This window comes from Pseudomonas sp. GW821-FHT09E12 (assembly GCF_059416085.1).
Map to the genome: position 1 here is coordinate 67903 of NZ_JBWKOM010000005.1, position 19773 is coordinate 87675.

Here is a 19773-nt window from a genome sequence, read left to right on the forward strand (position 1 = left end):
GATCGTGTTAAACCTGTAGGAGCGAGCTTGCTCGCGATGGCGTCTGTCGCTACAACTCTATCCGCAAGCGCTCCGCCACCTCGCTCACCGCCCACCGCCCCAGGTCCTCGCCATTGCGGCTGCGCAAGCTGACAAATCCCCCGTCCTTTTCCTTGTCGCCCACCACCAGCAGGTACGGCACCTTTTGCAGGCTGTGCTCGCGGATCTTGTAGCTGATCTTCTCGTTGCGCAGGTCGGCGCTGGCTCGCAGGCCCTGGCGTGACAGGCTGTCGGCCACCGACCGGGCATAGTCCGCCTGACCTTCGCTGATGTTGATCACCACCGCCTGCCGCGGCGCCAGCCAGCAGGGCAGGGCGCCGCTGTAATGCTCGATGAGGATGCCGATAAAACGCTCCAGGGAACCGAACAGCGCGCGATGCAGCATCACCGGGCGCTGGCGTTCGCCGTGCTCGTCGATGTAGCTGATATCGAAACGTTCCGGCAGGTTGAGATCGACCTGCAGGGTGCCGCATTGCCAGTCACGACCGATGGCGTCGCGCAGCACGAACTCCAGTTTCGGGCCGTAGAACGCGCCTTCGCCGGGGTTGATCCGGTAGTCGATCGCCATCGTTTCCAGGGCGCCGGACAAGGCGCCTTCCAGCTGGTCCCACAGCGCGTCGCTGCCGATGCGATGGGCCGGCCGGGTGGAGAGCTTGACCGCGACGTCGTGGAAGCCGAAGTCGCGATAGATGTCGAACACCAGGGCGATGGTGCTCGCGCATTCCGCCTGCATCTGCGCCGGGGTGCAGAAGATGTGCGCGTCGTCCTGGGTGAAGTGGCGCACCCGTAGCAACCCGTGCAACGCGCCGGAGGGTTCGTAGCGATGCACCTTGCCGAACTCGGCGATGCGCAGCGGCAGGTCGCGGTAGCTTTTCAGGCCACGGCTGAAGATCGACACCGCGCCGGGGCAGTTCATCGGCTTGAGGGCGAACACCCGCTGGTCTTCGGTGGTGGTGCTGAACATATGGTCGCGGTAGTTCTGCCAGTGCCCGGAGGTTTCCCAAAGGCCGCGGTCCATCACGTCCGGGGTGTTCACTTCCTGATAGCCGGCCTGGTCCTGGCGCCGGCGCATGTAGCCGATCAGTTGCTGGAACAGGGTCCAGCCCTTGGCATGCCAGAACACCGAACCCGGCGCGCAGTCGTCGAAGTGGAACAGGTCCAGTTGCTGTCCGAGCTTGCGGTGGTCGCGCTTGCCGGCTTCTTCCAGGCGGGTCAGGTAGTCCTTGAGGTCTTTCTGGGTGGCCCAGCAGGTGCCGTAGATCCGTTGCAGCGGGGCGTTCCTGGCGTCGCCGCGCCAGTAGGCGCCGGCGACCTTGGTCAGCTTGAACGCCTGGAGGATGCCGGTGAACGGCACGTGGGGGCCACGGCACAGGTCTTCGAAATCGCCCTGGCGGTACAGCGACAGCACCTGGTCCTGCGGGATGTCGCGGATCAGCTCGGCCTTGTAGTGCTCGCCCAGGTTGGCGAAGTATTCCTGGGCGTCGTCACGGCTCAGCTCGCGCCGGCGTACCGCGTGGTTGGTCGCGGCCAGGCGGGTCATGCGCGCTTCGATGCGCTGCAGGTCGTCGGGGGTAAAGGGCCGTTCATAGGCGAAGTCGTAAAAGAAGCCGTCCTCGATCACCGGGCCGATGGTGACCTGGGCCGAGGGGTACAACTCCTTCACCGCCATGGCCAGCAGATGCGCGCAGGAGTGACGCAGGATCTCCAGGCCCTCGGGCTCGCGGGTGGTGACGATGCTGACCCGGGCATCGCCCTCGAGCATAAAAGAGCAATCCACCAGTCGATCGTTCACCCGGCCGGCGACCGCCGCCCTGGCCAGGCCGAGGCCGATGCTCGCGGCCACCTCGTACACGGAAAGCGGCTGGTCGTACTCACGTTGTGAGCCGTCGGGCAGGGTGATGTGAATCATCGGGTGTTCCTTGGTGTTCCAGGGGGAGGGGTTCAGGGAAGGGATCAGCGGGTAAAACGCAGCGGCAGGCCCTGGCAGTTGTCGTACAGGCGCCCGGCGTGCCAGGCCAACTGCCCCGATACCAGGGTGGTGTCGACGCTATGGCGGAAACGCTGTTCGGCGAAGGGCGTCCAGCCGCACTGGGCGAGGATCGGTTGCTGGGCCACGGCGAGGCCCTCGGGCTCGGGCCTGATCAATACCAGGTCGGCCCAGTAGCCTTCGCGCAGGTAGCCGCGATCGGGAATGGCGAACAGGTCGGCGACCCGGTGGCTGGTTTTCTCCACCAGGGTGGTGATGGGCAGCACGCCATCGGCCACCAGTTCCAGCAGGGCGGGCAGGGCGTGTTGCACCAGCGGCAGCCCGGAAGGCGCCTGGCGGTAGGGCAGCTGTTTCTGTGCCCAGGTGTGCGGCGCGTGATCGCTGCCGATTACATCCAGGCGGTTGCCGAGCAAGGCCTGGCGCAGGGCGTCGCGGTCGGCGCGGGTCTTGATCGCCGGGTTGCATTTGATCAGGTGCCTGAGGCGCGCGTAATCACGGTCGTCGAACAGCAGGTGGTGCAGGCAGACTTCGGCGGTGATGCGCTTTTGCGCCAGGGGCTGGTCTTCGAACAGTTCCAGTTCGCGGGCAGTGGTCAGGTGCAAGACATGCAGGCGAGTGCCGTGACGCTTGGCCAGATCCACGGCCAGCGACGAGGAGCGATAGCAGGCTTCGGCATCGCGGATCAGGGAGTGGGCCACGGCGGGAATCGCTTCGCCGAAACGCTCCTGCATGCGCCGCTCGTTGGCCTGGATGCTGGGCGTGTGTTCGCAGTGCGCCAGGAGAATGGTCGGCACCTCGGCGAACAAGCGCTCGAGGACCTGCGGATCGTCCACCAGCATGTTGCCGGTGGAGGCGCCCATGAACACTTTGACCCCGGCCACCCGGCACGGATCGAGGGCGGCGACCGTGTCGAGGTTGTCGCGGCTGACGCCGAAGTGAAAGCCATAGTTGGCCACCGAGTGGATCGCCGCTCGGCGCTTCTTGTCCTCCAGCGCGGCCAGGGTCAGGGTCGCGGGCTGGGTGTTGGGCATGTCCATGAAACTGGTGATGCCACCTGCTACGGCCGCCCGCGACTCGCTGTGGAAGCTGCCTTTCTCCGGCGCGCCGGGATCACGGAAATGCACCTGGTCGTCGATCATTCCCGGCAGCAGCCACTGGCCCTGGGCGTCGATCTCGGTGCGGGCATTCTCGCCTTCGATGCTGCTGGCGATCTTGACGATGCGCCCATGGTCTACCAGCAGGTCGGCGTCGAACTCGCATCCTTCATTGACCAGCCGGGCGTTGCGAATCAGCACGCTGTTCATGTTCAGAACTCGTTCTGCAGGGCTTTGTAACCGCGCACCAGATCGACGTTGGTGCGCGCCACGTCTTCGGAAAACTCCGAGGCGCTGACGCTGACCGGCGGGAACTGCGAGAGGTCGGTATTGGGCCCGATACGGGTGGTGGAGGGCACGTAGAAGCCTTGCGGCAGGTCGCGGCCATCGACCACCGAGTTGTGTCGCACCACGCTGCCGTCGCCGACCGCGCAGTTGAACAGCACGCTGTTGAAGCCGATGAAGACCCGGTCGCCGACCGTGCACGGGCCATGGACGATCGAGCGGTGGGCGATGGAGGTGAACTCGCCGATGGTCACCGCCGCGCCGGATTTGGAGTGGATCACCACGCCGTCCTGGATGTTCGAATTGGCGCCGATGACGATCGGGTCCATGGCGCCTTGCTCGTTGACTTCGTCGGCACGGATCACCGCGTAGGGGCCGACGAATACGTTCTCGCCGATCACCACCTTGCCGCAGATGATGGCGGTCTTGTCGACATAGGCCGACTCGGCGATGACCGGCAGATCACCGGAGGGGTTCTTGCGAATCATGCTGGGGTTTCCTGTAGCGGCGCGCTGATGACCTGCACCGCACCGTCGCGAATGGCGTTGTAGAAACAGTTGGGGCGCCCGGTGTGGCAGGCCGGGCCTTGCTGGTCCACCAGCAGCAGGACGGCGTCGCCGTCGCAGTCCAGGCGCGCTTCGAGCAGACGCTGGCGATGCCCCGAGCTTTCGCCCTTGCGCCACAGTTGCCGGCGCGAGCGCGACCAGTAGCAGACCTGCCCGCTGGCCAGGGTCTCGGCCAGCGCCTTGCGGTTCATCCAGGCCAGCATCAGCACCTCGCCGCTGTCGTGCTGTTGGGCGATGGCGGCGATCAGGCCGTCGGCGTTCCATGGCAGGGCATCGAGCACGCTGGTGAGCGGCCAACGGCTGCCCAGGGGCGCGCTTTCCAGGTCGAGCATCGACAGCGGTGGGCGCTTGTTCATGGTTGGCTCAGGGCGTCGTACAGGGTGTTCAGGTTGTATTCGAACAACCCGGTGAAGGTGCTGGCTGGCCCCTGCGCAGCGAGGGCGTCGGAGTACAGGGTGCCGCCGATATGGGCGCCGCTTTCGTCGGCGATCTGCTTGAGCAGGCGCGCGTCCTTGATGTTCTCCATGAACACCGCCTTGACCTTGGCGTTGCGGATCTGGGTGATCAGCGCCGCGACTTCGGTGGCCGAGGGTTCGCGTTCGGTGGACAGGCCTTGCGGGGCCATGAAGTCGATGCCATAGGCCTGCCCCAGGTAACCGAAGGCGTCGTGGGAGGTGACGATCTTGCGATTGCCCGGCGGCAGCGCGCCGAACTTGGCCTTGGCTTCGGCCAGCAGCGCGTAGATCCGTTTCAGGTAGGCCTGGCTGTTGCGTTCGTAATCAGCTTTGTTCGCCGGGTCGGCGGCGACCAGCGCCTTGGTGATGTTGCTCACATAGAGTTCGGCGTTCGCCAGGTTGTGCCAGGCGTGCGGGTCAGGAATGGTCTCGCTGTCCTCATCCAACGAGCGCGGGATCACTCCGCGACTGGCGGTGATCACCGGGGCCCGGGCGCCGGTACTGGCCACCAGGCGATCCAGCCAGGGCTCGAAACCCAGACCGTTCTTGATGATCAACCGGGCCTTGAGCAGGGCCTTGGCATCGTCCGGTGTCGGTTCGTAGGTATGGGCGTCGGCGTCCGGACCGACCATGTCGGTGATCTGGATATGCTCGCCGCCGACCTGGCGGGTGATGTCGGCGAGGATGCTGAAGCTGGTGACCACAGCGAGTTTGTCCGCGGCCTGGGCGGGCGACAGCGACAGCGGCAGCAACAGACTGAAGAGCACGAGTAGGGCGCGCATCGGGGAACACCTCATGGGGATGTGAGCAAAGGCGGGCGGCGCAGCAGACCGTGCACCGGACCGAACACCACGGACAGCAGGTACAGGCCGCCCGCCACCAGGACGATGGCCGGGCCGCTGGGCAGCGAGTAGTGGAACGACAGCAACAGGCCGAGCCACACCGAGAGGCAACCGAGCAGCGCGGCAATGCCGATCAGCACCGGCAGGCGCCGACTCCAGAAGCGCGAGGCGGCGGCCGGCAGCATCATCAGGCCGACCACCATCAAGGCGCCGATGGCCTGGAAACCGATCACCAGGTTCAGCACCACCAGGGTCAGGAACAGGCCGTGGGCGAGGGGGCCGAGGCGGCTGACGCTGTTGAGGAACAGTGGGTCGAGGGTGTCCAGCAGCAACGCTTTGTAGATCAGCGCCATGGCCAGCAGGCTGAACCCGGAGACCCAAAGCATGCCCTCCAGGGTCGGCCCATCCACCGCCAGGGCCGAGCCGAACAGCAGGTGCAGCAGGTCCAGGCGTTTGCCGGCGAGGCCGAGAATCAGCACGCCGCTGGCCAGGGAAATCGGGTAGATCGCAGCCAGGCTGGCGTCCTCGCGCAAGCCGGTGCGCCGGGTAATCCAGGCGGCCAGGCCGGCCATGCCGAGTCCGGCGCCAAGGCCGCCGAGCGTCAGTGCCGGCAGGCTCAGCCCGGCGAACCAGAAGCCCAGCGCCGCGCCGGGGAGAATGCCGTGGGCCACGGCGTCGCCGATCAGGCTCATGCGCCGCAGGATCAGGAACACCCCCAACGGTGCGGTGCTGCATGCCAGCGCCAGGCCGCCGAGCAATGCCCGGCGCATGAACACGAACTCGTGGAAGGGCTGCCAGAGCTGGGCGGCGGCGAGCATCAGGCCACCTGCATCTGAATGGGCTGGACGATCAGTTCCTCGCTGCTGCCGAACCGGCAACCGCTGGCTTTGATCAGCAGGGTCTGGGGGATGTGCTGGCGCACGGCGGCGAGGTCATGGCAGACCACGATTTGCGTGCGACCTTGCTGCTGCCAGGTGTGGATGTGTTTCCACAGCAGGGCCTGGCCCAGTTCGTCCAGAGCGGCGTGGGGTTCGTCCAGCAGCAACAGCGGGGCATCGGCGAGGCTCAGGCGGGCGAGCAGGGCACGCTGCAATTCGCCGCCGGATAAGGCCATCAACGGGCGTTGTTCCAGGCCGCTCAGGCACCAGTCTGCGAGCACCTGCTGCAAACGTCCGGCACGCTGTTGCGCGCTTTGCCGATCGCCCCAGAAACCGGCGGCCACCAATTCCTGCAGGGTGATGGGGAACTGCCGGTCAAGGTACTGCTGCTGCGGTAGAAAGGACAGGCCGCCACGGCGAGGGACCTGCAACTTGATCTTCCCGGCCAAGGGCTTTTGCAGGCCGGCGATGACTTTCAGCAGGCTGCTTTTGCCCGAGCCGTTGGCGCCGATGATGGCGGTCAGGCTGCCGGGCTCCAGCTCAAGGTCGAGTGCCGGCGTCAGCGGTTGGCCGGGCGTGCCCCAACGCAGCGATTGCAGGTCGATCATGCAGCCTCCCAGTTCCAGCGGCTTTCCGCTACGGCGTCGTGGGCGTGCAGGCTTTCGGCGTGAACCACGCGCACCTGGAAGGCGCGGATGCCTGGCGAACGTTGCAAGGCGAGGTTCAGGCGGCGCGCGGCGTCTTCGCAGAACATCAGGTTTTGCCCGTTGGCCAGGGCGAAGGCTTGTTCGTCGGCGCGTTTCACCGCGGTTTGCACGGCGGTGCCGAGGGCGGCTTCGGCGTCGTTGATCGCCGCCATCAACGGCAACTCGTCGAGAAAGTCATCCAGGCGCAACTGCAATTGCGCGGTGCTGCGCTGGCTGTGGGGCGTGGCGACTATGCCTTTCGAGGAACCGAGCCAGGTCAGGATGTCTTCATGGTGCAGCGCCCGGTTGGCGAAATCATCGATGAATTGTTGCTGAATCAGCTGCCTGGAAAGCGCGGCGGAACAGGGACATGTCGAGGAATAAGGCACCTCGATTTTTAGTTCCACGTGGAACATTGCGTTTTTCAGGTGCGCTTCGATGCTCACCGGATAGGTTTTCCAGCCGGCCAACGGGCTGATCAAGGCGGGGCGTTTCAGTAGCAGGTCGGCATGAATTCGCAAGTAGGCACTGCTGGACAGCCCGTCGTGGCTGTCGAGAAAGCGTTGCAGCACCTGGCGCATCAGGGCCGGGGTGAGATTTTCCTGTTCGAGCATTTCCAGCGCCAGATACAGGCGCGACATATGAATGCCGCGGGCTTCGCCGTCGTCGAGGCTGACGCCGGCATCCGCTGTTGCGCCAATCCGCTGGCCATCAAACAACACAGGTAAGGCAATGCCACACATGCCCACCCACTCAAGGGGCAGGGCCTGGCGTGCGGCCTGCGCGGCGATATCCGGCAGAGTCAGCGCATTCATGAGCAGGTCCATCGTTGGAAACAATTTGCCATGTTATATTATAACAATGCAGTCGATGAAACCTTTTTCCTGAACGTTTTTTCACCAAGCCTTTCGAGTACGGATGCTCCTCAATCTGCGGTGTAAGTCATGCACAGACGTCAGTTGCTCAACCTGCTGTTGGCCAGCGCGGCCTTGGTTCTGCCTTTGGGGGTGTCCGCCACCCAGATTCGCAACCTGCGTTTATGGAACTCGGCCGACAAGCTGCGCCTGGTGCTCGATCTGAGTGGGCCGGTGCACTACAAGACCTTCTCTCTCAGCGCGCCGGAACGGCTGATCATCGACCTTCGCGGCGCGCAGCTCAGTGGCGATTTCAGCCAACTGGCCCTGGCCAATACGCCGATTCGCTCGATCCGTTCCGGGCACTTTGGCCAGGGCGATACGCGGATCGTCCTCGACCTGGCCGAACCGCTGCGGCTCGACAGCTTTTTGCTGCCGCCCCAGGACGGCCAGGGCCACCGCCTGGTGCTCGATCTGAGCAACGCCAGCCGCGTCCCGCAGCAGATCGCGGCGGTCGCCGCTCCCGCTTTGCCGCGTGAAACACCGGCGGACCGGGCGCATCCCAAGCGCGACATCATCGTCGTGGTCGACCCGGGTCACGGCGGCAAGGACCCGGGGGCGGTCGGCGCCCGTGGCGAACGGGAGAAGGATGTGGTACTGGCGATCGCCCAGCTGCTGGCCAAGCGGCTGAAGCGTGAGAAGGGCTTCGATGTGAAGCTGGTGCGCAACGACGATTTCTTCGTGCCGCTGCGCAAGCGGGTGGAGATCGCCCGCAAGCACAAGGCCGACATGTTTATCTCGGTGCATGCCGATGCGGCGCCACGCCTGACGGCGTCCGGGGCTTCGGTTTACGCGCTGTCGGAAGGTGGTGCGACGTCGGCCACGGCGCGCTTCATGGCGCAGCGGGAGAACGGCGCCGACCTGCTGGGCGCCACCAGCCTGCTCAACCTGAAAGACAAGGACCCGATGCTCGCCGGGGTGATTCTCGACATGTCGATGAACGCCACCATCGCCGCCAGCCTGCAGTTGGGCGGCACTGTATTGGGTAGCCTGGCGGGCATCACCACCCTGCATCAGAAGCGTGTGGAACAGGCCGGTTTCGCGGTGCTCAAGTCCCCCGACGTGCCCTCGATCCTGGTGGAGACGGGCTTCATCTCCAACAGCCGCGACAGCCAGCGCCTGGTCACCGCGCGGCACCAGCAAGCGATTGCCGATGGGCTGTTCGCGGGCTTGCAGAGCTACTTCCAGAAGAATCCGCCGGTGAACAGCTACATGGCCTGGTTGCAGGAACAGAAAAAAGCCCAGGCCTGACGCGGCCCAGCCTTCTATAGGAGCACAGCTTGCGTGCGATGAAGACGCTGCGGTGTATCAGCTATACCGCGTAAGCGTCGATCGCGGGCAAGCCTCGCTCCTACAAAATGCTTTGCTCAGCAGCCGCTGATCCGGCTGCAAGTGAACTTGCCGCTGCTGCCGCCGGAGCTGGAAAAGCGGTTGCGGGTGGTCCAGCCGACGCGCTGGCTATAGCCGACCCAGGCTTCGCCGTCGGAGGCCAGGCCGGTAAAGAAGGTCAGCTGGCCATAACGGCTGTTGGTCTGCGCCCAATAACGTTTGCCGGCGACCTCGAAACCCCGCAGATAGGTTGTACTGCCCGCGGCCGCGACGCTGTAGGCGTTGCCTTCGGCATCCACGCAGGCCAGCAGGTTGGCGCTGCGGGTGCAGGTGGCCAGGGCGCTGGGCACTTGCGCGATGGCGGTGTCCGCGACCAGCAGGGACAGGCTCAGCAGCGTGTATTTCAAGGCGTGGCGCATGGGGTTTCTCGGCAGGGGAGGCTCAAGCATCCCGCCCTTCGTCGCGGGCGGCAAGAGAGGGTTGGCTTATTTGTATTGTTATACTATAACATTAAATAAAGCCTGACCCGTGACCCACCATGACTGAACGCCCGATGACCGAAGCGCAACTTCTCGCCCAGCCCGAGGCGGACTACATGAACGACGTCCAGCAGGCCTATTTCCGTGAGCTGCTGCTGGCGCAGCGCGTCGAGCTGCAAGAACGCATCGATGGCGAGTTCGAGGTGCTGCGCGAGCAGGAGCCCCACAGCGACCTAGCCGATATCGGCAGCGCCGAAGAGCAGCGTCAGTGGCAACTGCGCCTGCTGGAGCGGGAAAAGAAGCTGCTGGACAAGATCGACGAAGCCCTCGAACGCCTGGCCCGTGGCGAGTACGGCTGGTGCCGTGAAACCGGCGAGGCCATTGGCCTCAGGCGCTTGCTGCTGCGGCCCACCGCCACCCTGTGTATCGAAGCCAAAGAACGCCAAGAGCTGCGCGAACGCCATCAACGGGCGATCTGACCCAGCCACCCAGCCCCCGATGAGGATCACCTGATGACCGACCGTCTTCCCGTTACCGTGCTGTCCGGCTTTCTCGGCGCCGGCAAAAGCACGCTGCTCAACTACGTTCTGCGCAACCGCGACAACCTGCGGGTGGCGGTGATCGTCAACGACATGAGCGAAATCAACATCGACGGCAGCGAGGTGCAGCGCGATGTCAGCCTCAACCGCGCCGAAGAAAAACTGGTCGAAATGAGCAACGGCTGCATCTGCTGCACCCTGCGCGAAGACCTGCTGGAAGAGGTCGGCAAGCTGGCCAGGGACGGGCGTTTCGATTACCTGCTGATCGAGTCCACCGGCATTTCCGAGCCGCTGCCGGTGGCCGAGACCTTCACCTTTCGCGACGAAGCGGGGCAGAGCCTGGCCGATATCGCGCGGCTGGACACCATGGTCACCGTGGTCGACGGCATGAACTTCCTGCTCGATTACCAGGCCGCGGAAAGCCTGGCGTCCCGCGGCGAAACCCTGGGCGAGGAAGACGAGCGCTCGATCACCGATCTGTTGATCGAACAGATCGAGTTCGCCGACGTGATCCTGATCAGCAAGATCGACCTGATCGGCAGCGACGAGCGCCAGGAACTGATCGCCATCCTCGAACGCCTCAATTCCCAGGCGGAAATCATCCCCATGGTGATGGGCGAAGTGCCGCTGGCGAAGATCCTCAACACCGGTCGTTTCGACTTCGAGCGCGCTGCCCAGGCGCCAGGCTGGTTGCAGGAGCTGCGCGGCGAGCACGTGCCGGAAACCGAAGAATACGGCATCGCCTCCAGCGCCTATCGGGCGCGCCGACCTTTCCATCCACAGCGCTTTTTCGACTTCATCAACCGCCCCTGGAGCAACGGCAAACTGCTGCGTTCCAAGGGCTTTTTCTGGCTCGCCAGCAAGCACCAGGAGGCCGGCAGCTGGTCCCAGGCGGGGGGGCTGATGCGTCATGGTTTCGCCGGACGCTGGTGGCGTTTCGTGCCGAAGCAACACTGGCCGCAGGACGCGGAAAGCACTGCGGCGATCATGCAGAACTGGACTGCCGCCACCGGCGACTGCCGCCAGGAACTGGTGTTCATCGGCCAGAACATCGACTTCGCCCGGCTCACCGCCGAACTCGACGATTGCCTGCTGACGGACGACGAAATGGCCCAGGGCACGGAAGGCTGGCGCCTGATGCGCGACCCGTTCGGCCCCTGGCATGAAGAGGCCGCCGCCTGATGCTCTACCAACCACTGTCCCCTGTGGGAGCGCACCTGCTTGCGAAGCCGCTCCTGCGACCAACCCTGCAAAAACCGATACGCCGCGAGGCTTGCGGCCCGGCCCCTATCGTCCTCGCCGAGGTGCTGGACGACGAGGTCAACCTGGCCCTGTGGCAGCGCCAGTTGCCGGCGCATATCGCCGATTTCGGCGCCTTGCTGCTGTCGCTGAACGAACCGCTGGCCGAGTCGCTGTCGCTGGAACTCGACACCGAGGACGCCGAGCCGAACCTGCGCGGCCTGGCTTCTGGCTTCAGCGATCTGCTGGGCTACGATGGCTTTATCGCCGATGTCGCCTGGCTGGTCAGCGCCTTTGCCTGCCTGCTGGGGGCCAAGCGCGTCGGCCTGCGCTTGCGGGTGCTGGATAAGGCCATGTGCCCGCGCTTTCATGTCGACCATGTGCCGGTACGGCTGATCACCACCTATGCCGGCGCCGGCAGCCAATGGCTGCGCGAGGGCGCGATGGATCGTCGGCAACTGGGCCAGGCCGAGGCCGAACCCACGGATGGCGCGCTGATCCAGCAGATGGCCAGCGGCGAGGTGGCCCTGTTCAAGGGTGAGAAATGGCTGGGCAACGAGGGTTTCGGCCTGATCCACCGCTCGCCGCAACCGGCCCCCGGCGAGCGCCGGCTGATCCTCACCCTGGACTGGCTCGGCTGACCCTGTAGCTGCCGCAGGCTGCGATCGGCTCCGCAGGAGACGTGCTCTTGAGGCCCTCGGAAGGCGCTGCGCGCCTTATCGCAGCCTGTGGCAGCGGCTACGGGAATTTCGCTGCCGCGGGTTAGCGCGTAGGATCAATCACCTCCTTTCCGAGCGTTCCCCCCATGCTGCACAACATCCCCACCCACGTCATCGCCGGCCCCCTCGGCGCGGGCAAGACCAGCCTGATCCAGCACCTGTTGGCGCAGCGTCCGGCCCATGAGCGCTGGGCGGTGTTGATCAACGAGTTCGGCCAGATCGGCCTGGACGCGGCGCTGCTGGCCCGGGACGAGGACGGTATCGCCCTGGGCGAAGTGGCCGGCGGCTGCCTGTGCTGTGTCAACGGCGCGCCGTTCCAGGTGGGCCTGGGGCGCCTGCTGCGCAAGGCCCGGCCCGACCGTCTGTTTATCGAACCTTCCGGCCTGGGGCACCCGGCGCAACTGCTCCAGCAATTGCGTGAGGCGCCCTGGCAAAAGGTCCTGGCCGTGCAACCTTGCGTGCTGGTCCTCGATGCCCAGGCGCTGGCGGCCGGCAAGCCGCTGCCGCAGGCCCAACAGGAGGCGCTGCCCAGTGCCGGCCTGTTGCTGCTGAACAAGGACGAAGGGCTCGACGCGGCGCAGCGTCAGGGCATTCTCGAGCAGTTGCCGGCCTGTCCGCTACTCTGGACTACCCGCGGGACCTTGGCGCTGGAGCGCTTGCCTGGCGTGGAGGCTCGCGCGGGGGCTGCCATTGAGGCCTTCGAAGTACCCAAGGGATTGGCGCAGCTGCCGGCAATCTGGACCGATCCGGCCCGGCCCATCTGCCTGAGCCAGGCCCAGGAGGGCGGCTGGAGCATCGGTTGGCGCTGGCACCCGAGCCGGGTGTTCGAGGTCGGGCACGTCGAGCAATGGCTGGCGAGCCTTGATTGGCGCCGGGCCAAGCTGGTGATCCACGGTGCGCAGGGCTGGGTCTCGGGCAACGCCCTGGATAACGCCGCGCTGCACTGGCAAGCCAGCGAGTGGCGCCGCGATTCACGTATCGAGTTGATCTTCAGCGAGCCGCAGGACGTGGCCACCCTGCAACAGTCCCTGGCTGAGTGCTGCCAATAATCCAACCCCTGCTTCTGTAGGAGCGGCCGGTCGACGCTCGATTGCCCGCGAAAAAATCGTCAACGATGACGCGTTTTGCCAGGAAAAATCACCGCTTCGCGGCTATCGCGGGCAAGCCTCGCTCCTACAGGAGTGCATAGGCGGTTGGCCTTACTTGCTGCGTCCTTCGCGCCATTGGCTCAGTTCGATCACTTCGGCGCTGTGTGTCGGCACGGGTGGCGGCGCGGGCGTTGCAATCGGGTAGGGCGCCAGCTCGATCTGCGCGCTGTGGGCGCCGAACTGGGTGATGGTCCCTGCATGGCGGGTTTCGCCGGTGACGGTGAATTCGAAGGTGTAGATCCGGGCCAGGCGCCGGCGACCACTGGCGTCCCTGACGAAACCGATGCGCTTCAACGCCACGTTGCCATCCAGCAGCTCGATATCGAGCCGCGCGCAATGCTGCTTGACCCTCTCCAGCGCCCGCTCGCGCAGGCCGTGGTTGTGCCATAGCCAGGCGGCGCCGGTCGCCAGCAGCATCAGCACGAAAATGTTTCCAAGGGTCAGCATGAGGTGCGCTCCAACGAAGTCGCACCAGCTTAACTGCGTCTTCGGTCTGTCGTACAGGTTGCGTTTAGTCGCATACTGCGCGGCTCGAATTTCAATCGTTTTACGGAATGACCCGAATGAAACGTACGCCTCATCTGCTTGCGATCCAGTCCCATGTGGTCTTCGGCCATGCCGGCAACAGCGCCGCGGTGTTTCCCATGCAGCGGGTCGGGGTGAATGTCTGGCCGCTCAATACGGTGCAGTTCTCCAACCACACGCAATACGGCCAGTGGGCCGGCGAGGTGCTGTCGCCGCACCAGATCCCGGAGCTGGTGGAAGGCATTGCCGCCATCGGCGAACTGGGTAACTGCGACGCGGTGCTGTCCGGCTACCTGGGCAGCGCGGCGCAGGGGCGGGCGATCCTCGGTGGCGTGGCGCGGATCAAGGCGACCAACCCCAAGGCCCTGTACCTGTGCGACCCGGTGATGGGTCACCCGGAAAAGGGTTGCAGCGTGCCCCAGGAGGTCAGCGACTTCCTGTTGGAAGAGGCGGCGGCCGTGGCGGATTTCCTCTGCCCCAACCAACTGGAGCTGGACAGTTTCGCCGGGCGCAAGCCGCAGTCGCTGTTCGACTGCCTGGCCATGGCCCGGGCGCTGCTGGCGCGTGGTCCGAAAGCGGTGCTGGTCAAGCATCTGGATTACCCGGGCAAGCTGCCGGACGGCTTCGAGATGTTGCTGGTGACCGCCGAAGGCAGCTGGCACCTGCGTCGTCCGCTGCTGGCATTCCCGCGTCAGCCGGTGGGTGTGGGCGACCTGACTTCGGGCCTGTTCCTGGCCCGGGTGCTGCTGGGCGACAGCCTGGTGGCGGCGTTCGAGTTCACCGCCGCGGCGGTCCATGAAGTGCTGCTGGAAACCCAGGCCTGCGCCAGTTACGAACTGCAACTGATACGGGCCCAGGACCGGATCACCCATCCACGGGTGCGGTTCGAGGCGGTACCGATCGAGCTGTAACTAACGGGTTGCGCGGGGGCTTATCGCCAACAGGCTCGCTCGGCAGAAGCGAGCCTGTCTCGGACGATCAGGCGTCGGCCTTGATTTCCTGATAGCGCTTTTCCAGCTCCTGGCGGATCTGCCGGCGTTGCTGGGCCTGCATGAAGCGGCGCTTGTCTTCGCTGGTTTGCGGTTGCAGTGGCGGCACGGCGGCGGGTTTGCGCTGGTCGTCCACGGCCACCATGGTGAAGAAGCAACTGTTGGTGTGGCGCACCGAGCGCTCGCGGATGTTCTCGGTGACCACCTTGATACCGACCTCCATCGAGGTGTTGCCGGTGTAGTTGACCGAGGCCAGGAAGGTCACCAGTTCGCCGACGTGGATCGGCTCGCGGAAGATCACCTGGTCCACCGACAGGGTCACCACATAACGGCCGGCATAACGGCTGGCACAGGCGTAGGCGACTTCATCGAGGTACTTGAGCAGGGTGCCGCCGTGGACATTGCCTGAGAAGTTGGCCATGTCAGGGGTCATCAATACCGTCATCGACAGCTGGGCGTTTCCGGGTTCCATAGCACACTCACGGGTTAAGGCAGGGGTTGCGGGGCGCACCTCTGCGGGTGCTTGGTCAGCGTTTCAAACCATCGATAACGGGACGCTGCGCCCGCGATCGCCGTCACGCGGCGATCTATCTGTTTCCATATATTGCACCGCCTTTCTGGCACAAGTCGCGATGTTAACCTTCAAAAGCCCGTCCCAAGGGCTTTTCCCGCTGGCCGGCAGGCTGCGCAACGCCCCCGCGCCGCCCGCAAGAACACGACCCCAAGGAGCCCCACGCCATGCATGCCATCAGCTTTATTCAGGACCTGGCAGTGATCATGCTGGTCGCAGGCGTGGTGACCATTCTCTTCCACCGGCTCAAGCAGCCGGTGGTCCTCGGCTATATCGTCGCCGGCTTCATCATCGGCCCGCACACCCCGCCGTTCGGCCTGATCCACGACGAAGACACGATCAAGACCCTGGCCGAGCTGGGGGTGATTTTCCTGATGTTCTGCCTGGGCCTGGAGTTCAGCCTGCGCAAGCTGTTCAAGGTCGGCGCCACGGCCTTTATCGCGGCGTTCATGGAAATCGTGCTGATGATCTGGATCGGCTACGAGATCGGCCGCTGGTTCGGCTGGAACACCATGGACTCGCTGTTCCTCGGCGCGATCCTGGCGATTTCCTCGACCACCATCATCGTCAAGGCGCTCAACGACCTGAAGATGAAGAACCAGCGCTTCGCCCAGCTGATCTTCGGTGTGCTGATCGTCGAAGACATCCTCGGCATCGGTATCATCGCCTTGCTCTCGAGCATCGCGGTCAGCGGCACCGTCAGTTCCGGGGAAGTGTTCTCCACCGTCGGCAAGCTCTCGCTGTTCATGATCGTCGCCCTGGTCATCGGCATCCTGCTGGTCCCGCGGCTGCTGGCCTACGTGGCCAGGTTCGAAAGCAACGAGATGCTGCTGATTACCGTGCTGGGGCTGTGCTTCGGCTTCTGCCTGCTGGTGGTCAAGCTGGAGTACAGCATGGTGCTCGGCGCCTTCCTGATTGGCGCGATCATGGCCGAGTCGCGGCAATTGCTGAAGATCGAGCGCCTGATCGAGCCGGTACGCGACATGTTCAGCGCCATCTTCTTCGTCGCCATCGGCCTGATGATCGACCCGCAGATCCTCCTGCAATACGCCTGGCCGATCGCGGTGATCACCGTCGCGGTGGTGCTGGGCAAGATGTTGTCCTGCGGCCTGGGCGCCTTTATCGCCGGCAACGATGGCCGCACCTCGCTGCGGGTCGGCATGGGCCTGTCACAGATCGGCGAGTTCTCCTTCATCATCGCGGCGCTGGGCATGACCCTGCAGGTCACCAGCGACTTTCTCTACCCGGTGGCGGTCGCCGTATCGGCCATTACCACCTTGCTCACGCCTTACCTGATCCGCGCCGCCGACCCGCTGTCGCTGAAGCTCGCCGCCGTGATGCCGACCCGCCTGAGCCGGGTGTTGGGCATGTACGGCGAATGGTTGCGCAGTATCCAGCTCCATGGCGAGGGGGCGCTGCTGGCGTCGATGATCCGGCGGATCCTGTTGCAGGTCGGGGTCAATCTGGCGCTGGTGGTGGCGATCTTCTTCTCCGGCGGTTATTTCGCCGCGCGCATTGGCGAATACCTGCAGGACTGGATCAGTGATCCGAGCTGGCAGAAGGCATTGATCTGGGGCGGGGCGCTGCTGCTGTCGCTGCCGTTCCTGATCGCCGCCTATCGCAAGCTCAAGGCCCTGTCGATGCTGCTGGCGGAGATGGGGGTGAAGCCGGAAATGGCCGGGCGTCACACCCAGCGCGTGCGCCGGGTGATCGCCGAGGTGATTCCGGTGCTGTCGCTGCTGGTGATCTTCCTGCTGCTGGCGGCGCTGTCTTCGAGCATCTTGCCGACCACCGAGCTGCTGGTGCTGATTGCGGTGGTGACGGCGGCGGTGGCCGCGCTGCTGTGGCGCTGGTTCATCCGCGTGCACACCCGCATGCAGGTGGCCTTGCTGGATACCCTGGATAACCACAAGGAAGACAATGGGCACTAATTGCCCGGTGATGCACAACTCAGCGGTTGGTCGCGCCAGTGTCGCCAGGCTTCGACCCAGCCCTGGTCGTGGGTGACCCCGGGCAGGCTGACGGATTGTACGCAGAAGGCTTTCGTCCCCAGCGCCTGTCGGTAGGCGGGGTAGAGGCTGGCAGGCACGCTGCGGTCGGCCTGGCCGAGCAGATGCCGTTGCGCTACCAGGGCCAGCTTGGGAGCCTGGTCCAGCGGCTCGAGGGAGCCGTGCAACGGGCTCAGCCCCAGCGCACTGACCCATAGCCGAGGGCTCAGGTTGCCGGCCAGGGTTTGCACCTGGGCAATATCGTCTCGCCGCGCGGCCAGCAACAGGGCCAGTGCCGCGCCACCTGAATAGCCGATCAGCTCGAAATCCTGATTGCCATAACGCAGCTTGAGGCGGTCGAGGGCCTGGTCGAGGCTGCGTAGTACCGCTGGGGAAAAGCGCTGGTCGGTCCAGATCGCCGCCGTGCAGTCGGCCGCGCTGACGAATTGGCAGGGGCGGGCCAGATAGACGCTGGGACGGGGATCGCTCAGCGCCAGTTGCACCATCAGCAGGTGCTGCGGACTGGGGTCGAGGCTGGGTTGGCGGGCTGTCGACCAGGCATGGCCGTCGCCTTCAAGGTAGACGCGCAGGCGGGGTTGTTTGGATAAGTGCAGGGGCAGGCTGCTGGCGAGCGGGAAGGGTGAAGTGGGCAGGACTTCGACCTGATGGGCGTACTGCGTGCTCAGGTTTTGCAACTGAGCCATGGGCGACTGACAACCCGCCAGCAGGCTGCTGGCGAGTAGTGTCAATGCGGCGATCGACCGGGTGGCGCGACCGCTTGTGAACGTCATGCAACGGGTGGCAGTCGATCCATGCGCCTGCGCCCGCGGGGCGAAACCGCGCAAGGCCGATCAGCTTTCCAGCCAGACGTCCCGCGCCCAGTGCCATACCGATTCCCAGGATTCTTCGGTGATCAGCTCTTCTTCGCCGGACCACAGCACCACGGTGCCGTCTTCCTCGACGCAGTAGTAGTCATCACCGTCCTGGCAGATCGGGATCAGCTCGCGCGGCACGCCCATGTCCCAGGCGGTGGCGGCCACTTCCGGCAGGTAGGTGTGGGATTGCGGGTCGGTCACGGTGACCGGCTCCAGGCTGCCGTAGACGACATCGCTCACGGTCAACAGGAACTCTTTGAAGACGAACGGGATATTGATGAACAGCTGTTCTTCGATTTCCACCAGCAGGTCTTCATCCGGCAGTTCCAGGGGAACGGGTACCGGTTCGTTTGCTTCACGGAGTTGCTCGATGACTTCTTCCACGGCCTGGGTCCTCTTAGCTCTATGGCGCGGTTTAATAGACGGCGGTTTATACAGTAGCTCGCTATAAGTGCAATCGTGAAATGCAAAACCCCGACCTGAGCCGGGGTTTTGCGATTACCGATGTGACACTGGAGAGAATCAGCCGTTCTGGCGGATACCTGCAACCAGCCAAGGCTGATTTTCGCCCTGGGCGCGCTCCATGTTCCAGCTTTCGCTGAACACTTCGCCCTGGTCGAAACGCGAGGTCTTCGACACGCCGGTGAAGGTCAGGGTTGCGATGGTCTTGTCGGCGCGGTCGTCGACGCCTTCCAGTTGCACATTGAGGTTGTCGATGTAGGTCGACTGGAAGCCGTCGCCCAGATCGGCACGTTCCTGCTTCAGGAATTGCAGCATCTGCGGGGTCACGAACTCGGCGATCTTGTCCATTTCGTTGGCGTCCCAGTGTTGCTGCAGGGACTGGAAGTGGTTGCGCGCGGCTTCGACGAAACGCTCTTCGTTGAACCAGGCTGGCGCGTTGATTACCGGACGGGCCGCGGCGGCAGGTGCAGCCGAACCACCGAAGATCGAACCGGAGGCAGGTTTTGGCTCGAAGGCTTCACGCTGCATCGGTGCGTGGCCGGCTGGAGCGTACTGCTCCTGCTGCTTGCGACGACGGGCGGCGATAAAGCGGAAGACCAGGAAGGCGATGACCGCCATGATCAGGATGTCGAAGATCTGCATGCCCTGGAAGCCGTCGCCCATGAACATGGAGGCCAGCAAGCCGCCTGCGGCGATACCGGCCAATGGGCCGAGCCAGCGCGAAGCGCCGCTGGCCTTGGTGGCAGCGCCCGCGGCACCGGCAGCGCCGGCGGTCGCGGCAGTGGAACCCATGCCGGAAGAGGACGGAGCCATCTGGCTGGTCTGGTGGGTCGGCGCGGCGCCAGCGCTTTTGCCGCCACCGAAGCGCTTGGCGTTGGCGTCGAGGCTCATCGTCAGGCCGATGCACAACGCCATGGCGATGCTAAGAAAACGTTTCATAAAGGGAATTCCCATTTGTGGATGGCACGCGCGCCATGTTGCACAGGTGAAGTGTCACTGGCTAGCGGCAGAGTGTTTCGGGCTTTTGCCTGACAGCCACGGTTCAGCTTGGGTCGAGGCAAGTGGGCCCTGTACAGGTTTGTCCGTTGGGCGGATGCAACGGCTCAGTGGCCGGTCAGCCCGATTTCGCCCCATGCCGCGGGGCATGCTTCTGGTTCAGAAGCA

Annotated in this window: 21 protein-coding genes; 7 read left to right on the plus strand and 14 right to left on the minus strand. The window is 64.7% G+C overall.

Going from position 1 to position 19773, the window contains the following annotated elements; all coding sequences use genetic code 11:
• Positions 1–49: 49 nt before the first annotated feature.
• From thrS to folE2, 8 genes are read right to left on the minus strand one after another with little or no spacing between them, the layout of a single operon-like run.
• Positions 50–1948 carry a threonine--tRNA ligase gene (gene thrS / locus AC07PQ_RS15380; RefSeq protein WP_493185836.1) on the minus strand — a complete coding sequence of 633 codons (1899 nt, stop codon included), beginning with the start codon at positions 1946–1948 and terminating at the stop codon, positions 50–52.
• 44 nt (positions 1949–1992) lie between these two features.
• A complete protein-coding gene (locus tag AC07PQ_RS15385) occupies positions 1993–3330 on the minus strand; it encodes a dihydroorotase (RefSeq protein WP_493185837.1) in 1338 nt (445 codons plus the stop codon).
• Between the two features lie 2 nt (positions 3331–3332).
• Positions 3333–3893 carry a gamma carbonic anhydrase family protein gene (locus AC07PQ_RS15390; protein ID WP_493185838.1) on the minus strand — a complete coding sequence of 187 codons (561 nt, stop codon included), beginning with the start codon at positions 3891–3893 and terminating at the stop codon, positions 3333–3335.
• A complete protein-coding gene (gene hisI / locus AC07PQ_RS15395; protein ID WP_007927616.1) occupies positions 3890–4327 on the minus strand; it encodes a phosphoribosyl-AMP cyclohydrolase in 438 nt (145 codons plus the stop codon). Before hisI ends, AC07PQ_RS15390 begins: the two co-directional genes overlap by 4 nt.
• Positions 4324–5208, minus strand: coding sequence for a metal ABC transporter substrate-binding protein (locus AC07PQ_RS15400; RefSeq protein ID WP_493185839.1), 885 nt, complete (start codon positions 5206–5208; stop codon positions 4324–4326). Before AC07PQ_RS15400 ends, hisI begins: the two co-directional genes overlap by 4 nt.
• Before the next feature lie 11 nt (positions 5209–5219).
• Positions 5220–6086 (minus strand): metal ABC transporter permease, encoded by an 867-nt coding sequence (locus AC07PQ_RS15405; protein ID WP_053263161.1) that lies wholly within the window; start codon positions 6084–6086, stop codon positions 5220–5222.
• Complete coding sequence (locus AC07PQ_RS15410; RefSeq protein ID WP_493185840.1) at positions 6086–6754, minus strand: metal ABC transporter ATP-binding protein; 669 nt, start codon at positions 6752–6754, stop codon at positions 6086–6088. The genes AC07PQ_RS15405 and AC07PQ_RS15410 overlap by 1 nt, the downstream gene beginning before the upstream one ends.
• The gene (folE2, locus tag AC07PQ_RS15415) at positions 6751–7647 is read right to left on the minus strand and encodes a GTP cyclohydrolase FolE2 (RefSeq protein WP_493185841.1); all 897 of its coding nucleotides are present in this window, start codon (positions 7645–7647) and stop codon (positions 6751–6753) included. The genes AC07PQ_RS15410 and folE2 overlap by 4 nt, the downstream gene beginning before the upstream one ends.
• A gap of 129 nt (positions 7648–7776) precedes the next feature.
• Between folE2 and AC07PQ_RS15420 the strand changes: the two genes are divergently transcribed.
• Positions 7777–8997, plus strand: a complete 1221-nt coding sequence (locus AC07PQ_RS15420) for an N-acetylmuramoyl-L-alanine amidase (RefSeq protein ID WP_007927610.1) — start codon at positions 7777–7779, stop codon at positions 8995–8997.
• 116 nt (positions 8998–9113) lie between these two features.
• Here the strand turns inward: AC07PQ_RS15420 and AC07PQ_RS15425 are convergent, their stop codons facing one another.
• Positions 9114–9494 carry a hypothetical protein gene (locus tag AC07PQ_RS15425; RefSeq protein WP_007927609.1) on the minus strand — a complete coding sequence of 127 codons (381 nt, stop codon included), beginning with the start codon at positions 9492–9494 and terminating at the stop codon, positions 9114–9116.
• 134 nt (positions 9495–9628) lie between these two features.
• Between AC07PQ_RS15425 and dksA the strand changes: the two genes are divergently transcribed.
• The 4 genes from dksA to AC07PQ_RS15445 all read left to right on the plus strand — a co-directional run bounded on the left by dksA (position 9629) and on the right by AC07PQ_RS15445 (position 13100).
• Entirely contained in the window at positions 9629–10033 is a 405-nt protein-coding gene (gene dksA / locus AC07PQ_RS15430; RefSeq protein WP_037035045.1) for an RNA polymerase-binding protein DksA, read from the plus strand.
• 33 nt (positions 10034–10066) lie between these two features.
• Positions 10067–11275, plus strand: a complete 1209-nt coding sequence (gene zigA / locus AC07PQ_RS15435; RefSeq protein ID WP_087087430.1) for a zinc metallochaperone GTPase ZigA — start codon at positions 10067–10069, stop codon at positions 11273–11275.
• Positions 11275–11973 (plus strand): DUF1826 domain-containing protein, encoded by a 699-nt coding sequence (locus AC07PQ_RS15440; protein WP_493185842.1) that lies wholly within the window; start codon positions 11275–11277, stop codon positions 11971–11973. The genes zigA and AC07PQ_RS15440 overlap by 1 nt, the downstream gene beginning before the upstream one ends.
• Before the next feature lie 164 nt (positions 11974–12137).
• Positions 12138–13100: a CobW family GTP-binding protein gene (locus AC07PQ_RS15445; protein WP_493185843.1), complete on the plus strand. Its 963-nt coding sequence runs from the start codon at positions 12138–12140 to the stop codon at positions 13098–13100.
• Positions 13101–13250: 150 nt separating this feature from the next.
• On the opposite strand, the gene AC07PQ_RS15450 is transcribed toward AC07PQ_RS15445, so the two are convergent.
• Positions 13251–13646 (minus strand): DUF3301 domain-containing protein, encoded by a 396-nt coding sequence (locus AC07PQ_RS15450; protein WP_007927603.1) that lies wholly within the window; start codon positions 13644–13646, stop codon positions 13251–13253.
• A gap of 116 nt (positions 13647–13762) precedes the next feature.
• On the opposite strand from AC07PQ_RS15450, the gene pdxY reads away from it, so the two are divergent.
• Entirely contained in the window at positions 13763–14635 is an 873-nt protein-coding gene (pdxY, locus tag AC07PQ_RS15455; RefSeq protein WP_007927602.1) for a pyridoxal kinase PdxY, read from the plus strand.
• Positions 14636–14702: 67 nt separating this feature from the next.
• On the opposite strand, the gene AC07PQ_RS15460 is transcribed toward pdxY, so the two are convergent.
• Positions 14703–15185, minus strand: a complete 483-nt coding sequence (locus AC07PQ_RS15460) for an acyl-CoA thioesterase (RefSeq protein WP_007927601.1) — start codon at positions 15183–15185, stop codon at positions 14703–14705.
• A gap of 266 nt (positions 15186–15451) precedes the next feature.
• Here AC07PQ_RS15460 and AC07PQ_RS15465 point away from each other — a divergent pair, with 266 nt between their 5' ends.
• Positions 15452–17215 (plus strand): cation:proton antiporter, encoded by a 1764-nt coding sequence (locus AC07PQ_RS15465; RefSeq protein ID WP_007927600.1) that lies wholly within the window; start codon positions 15452–15454, stop codon positions 17213–17215.
• Here AC07PQ_RS15465 and AC07PQ_RS15470 read toward each other — a convergent pair.
• The 3 genes from AC07PQ_RS15470 to AC07PQ_RS15480 all read right to left on the minus strand — a co-directional run bounded on the left by AC07PQ_RS15470 (position 17212) and on the right by AC07PQ_RS15480 (position 19548).
• Positions 17212–18063: an alpha/beta hydrolase gene (locus AC07PQ_RS15470; protein WP_495072391.1), complete on the minus strand. Its 852-nt coding sequence runs from the start codon at positions 18061–18063 to the stop codon at positions 17212–17214. The genes AC07PQ_RS15465 and AC07PQ_RS15470 overlap by 4 nt on opposite strands.
• Positions 18064–18123: 60 nt before the next feature.
• A complete protein-coding gene (locus AC07PQ_RS15475; protein WP_007927598.1) occupies positions 18124–18531 on the minus strand; it encodes an SMI1/KNR4 family protein in 408 nt (135 codons plus the stop codon).
• 138 nt (positions 18532–18669) lie between these two features.
• Positions 18670–19548 carry a Tim44 domain-containing protein gene (locus AC07PQ_RS15480; RefSeq protein ID WP_007927597.1) on the minus strand — a complete coding sequence of 293 codons (879 nt, stop codon included), beginning with the start codon at positions 19546–19548 and terminating at the stop codon, positions 18670–18672.
• Positions 19549–19773 lie beyond the last annotated feature (225 nt).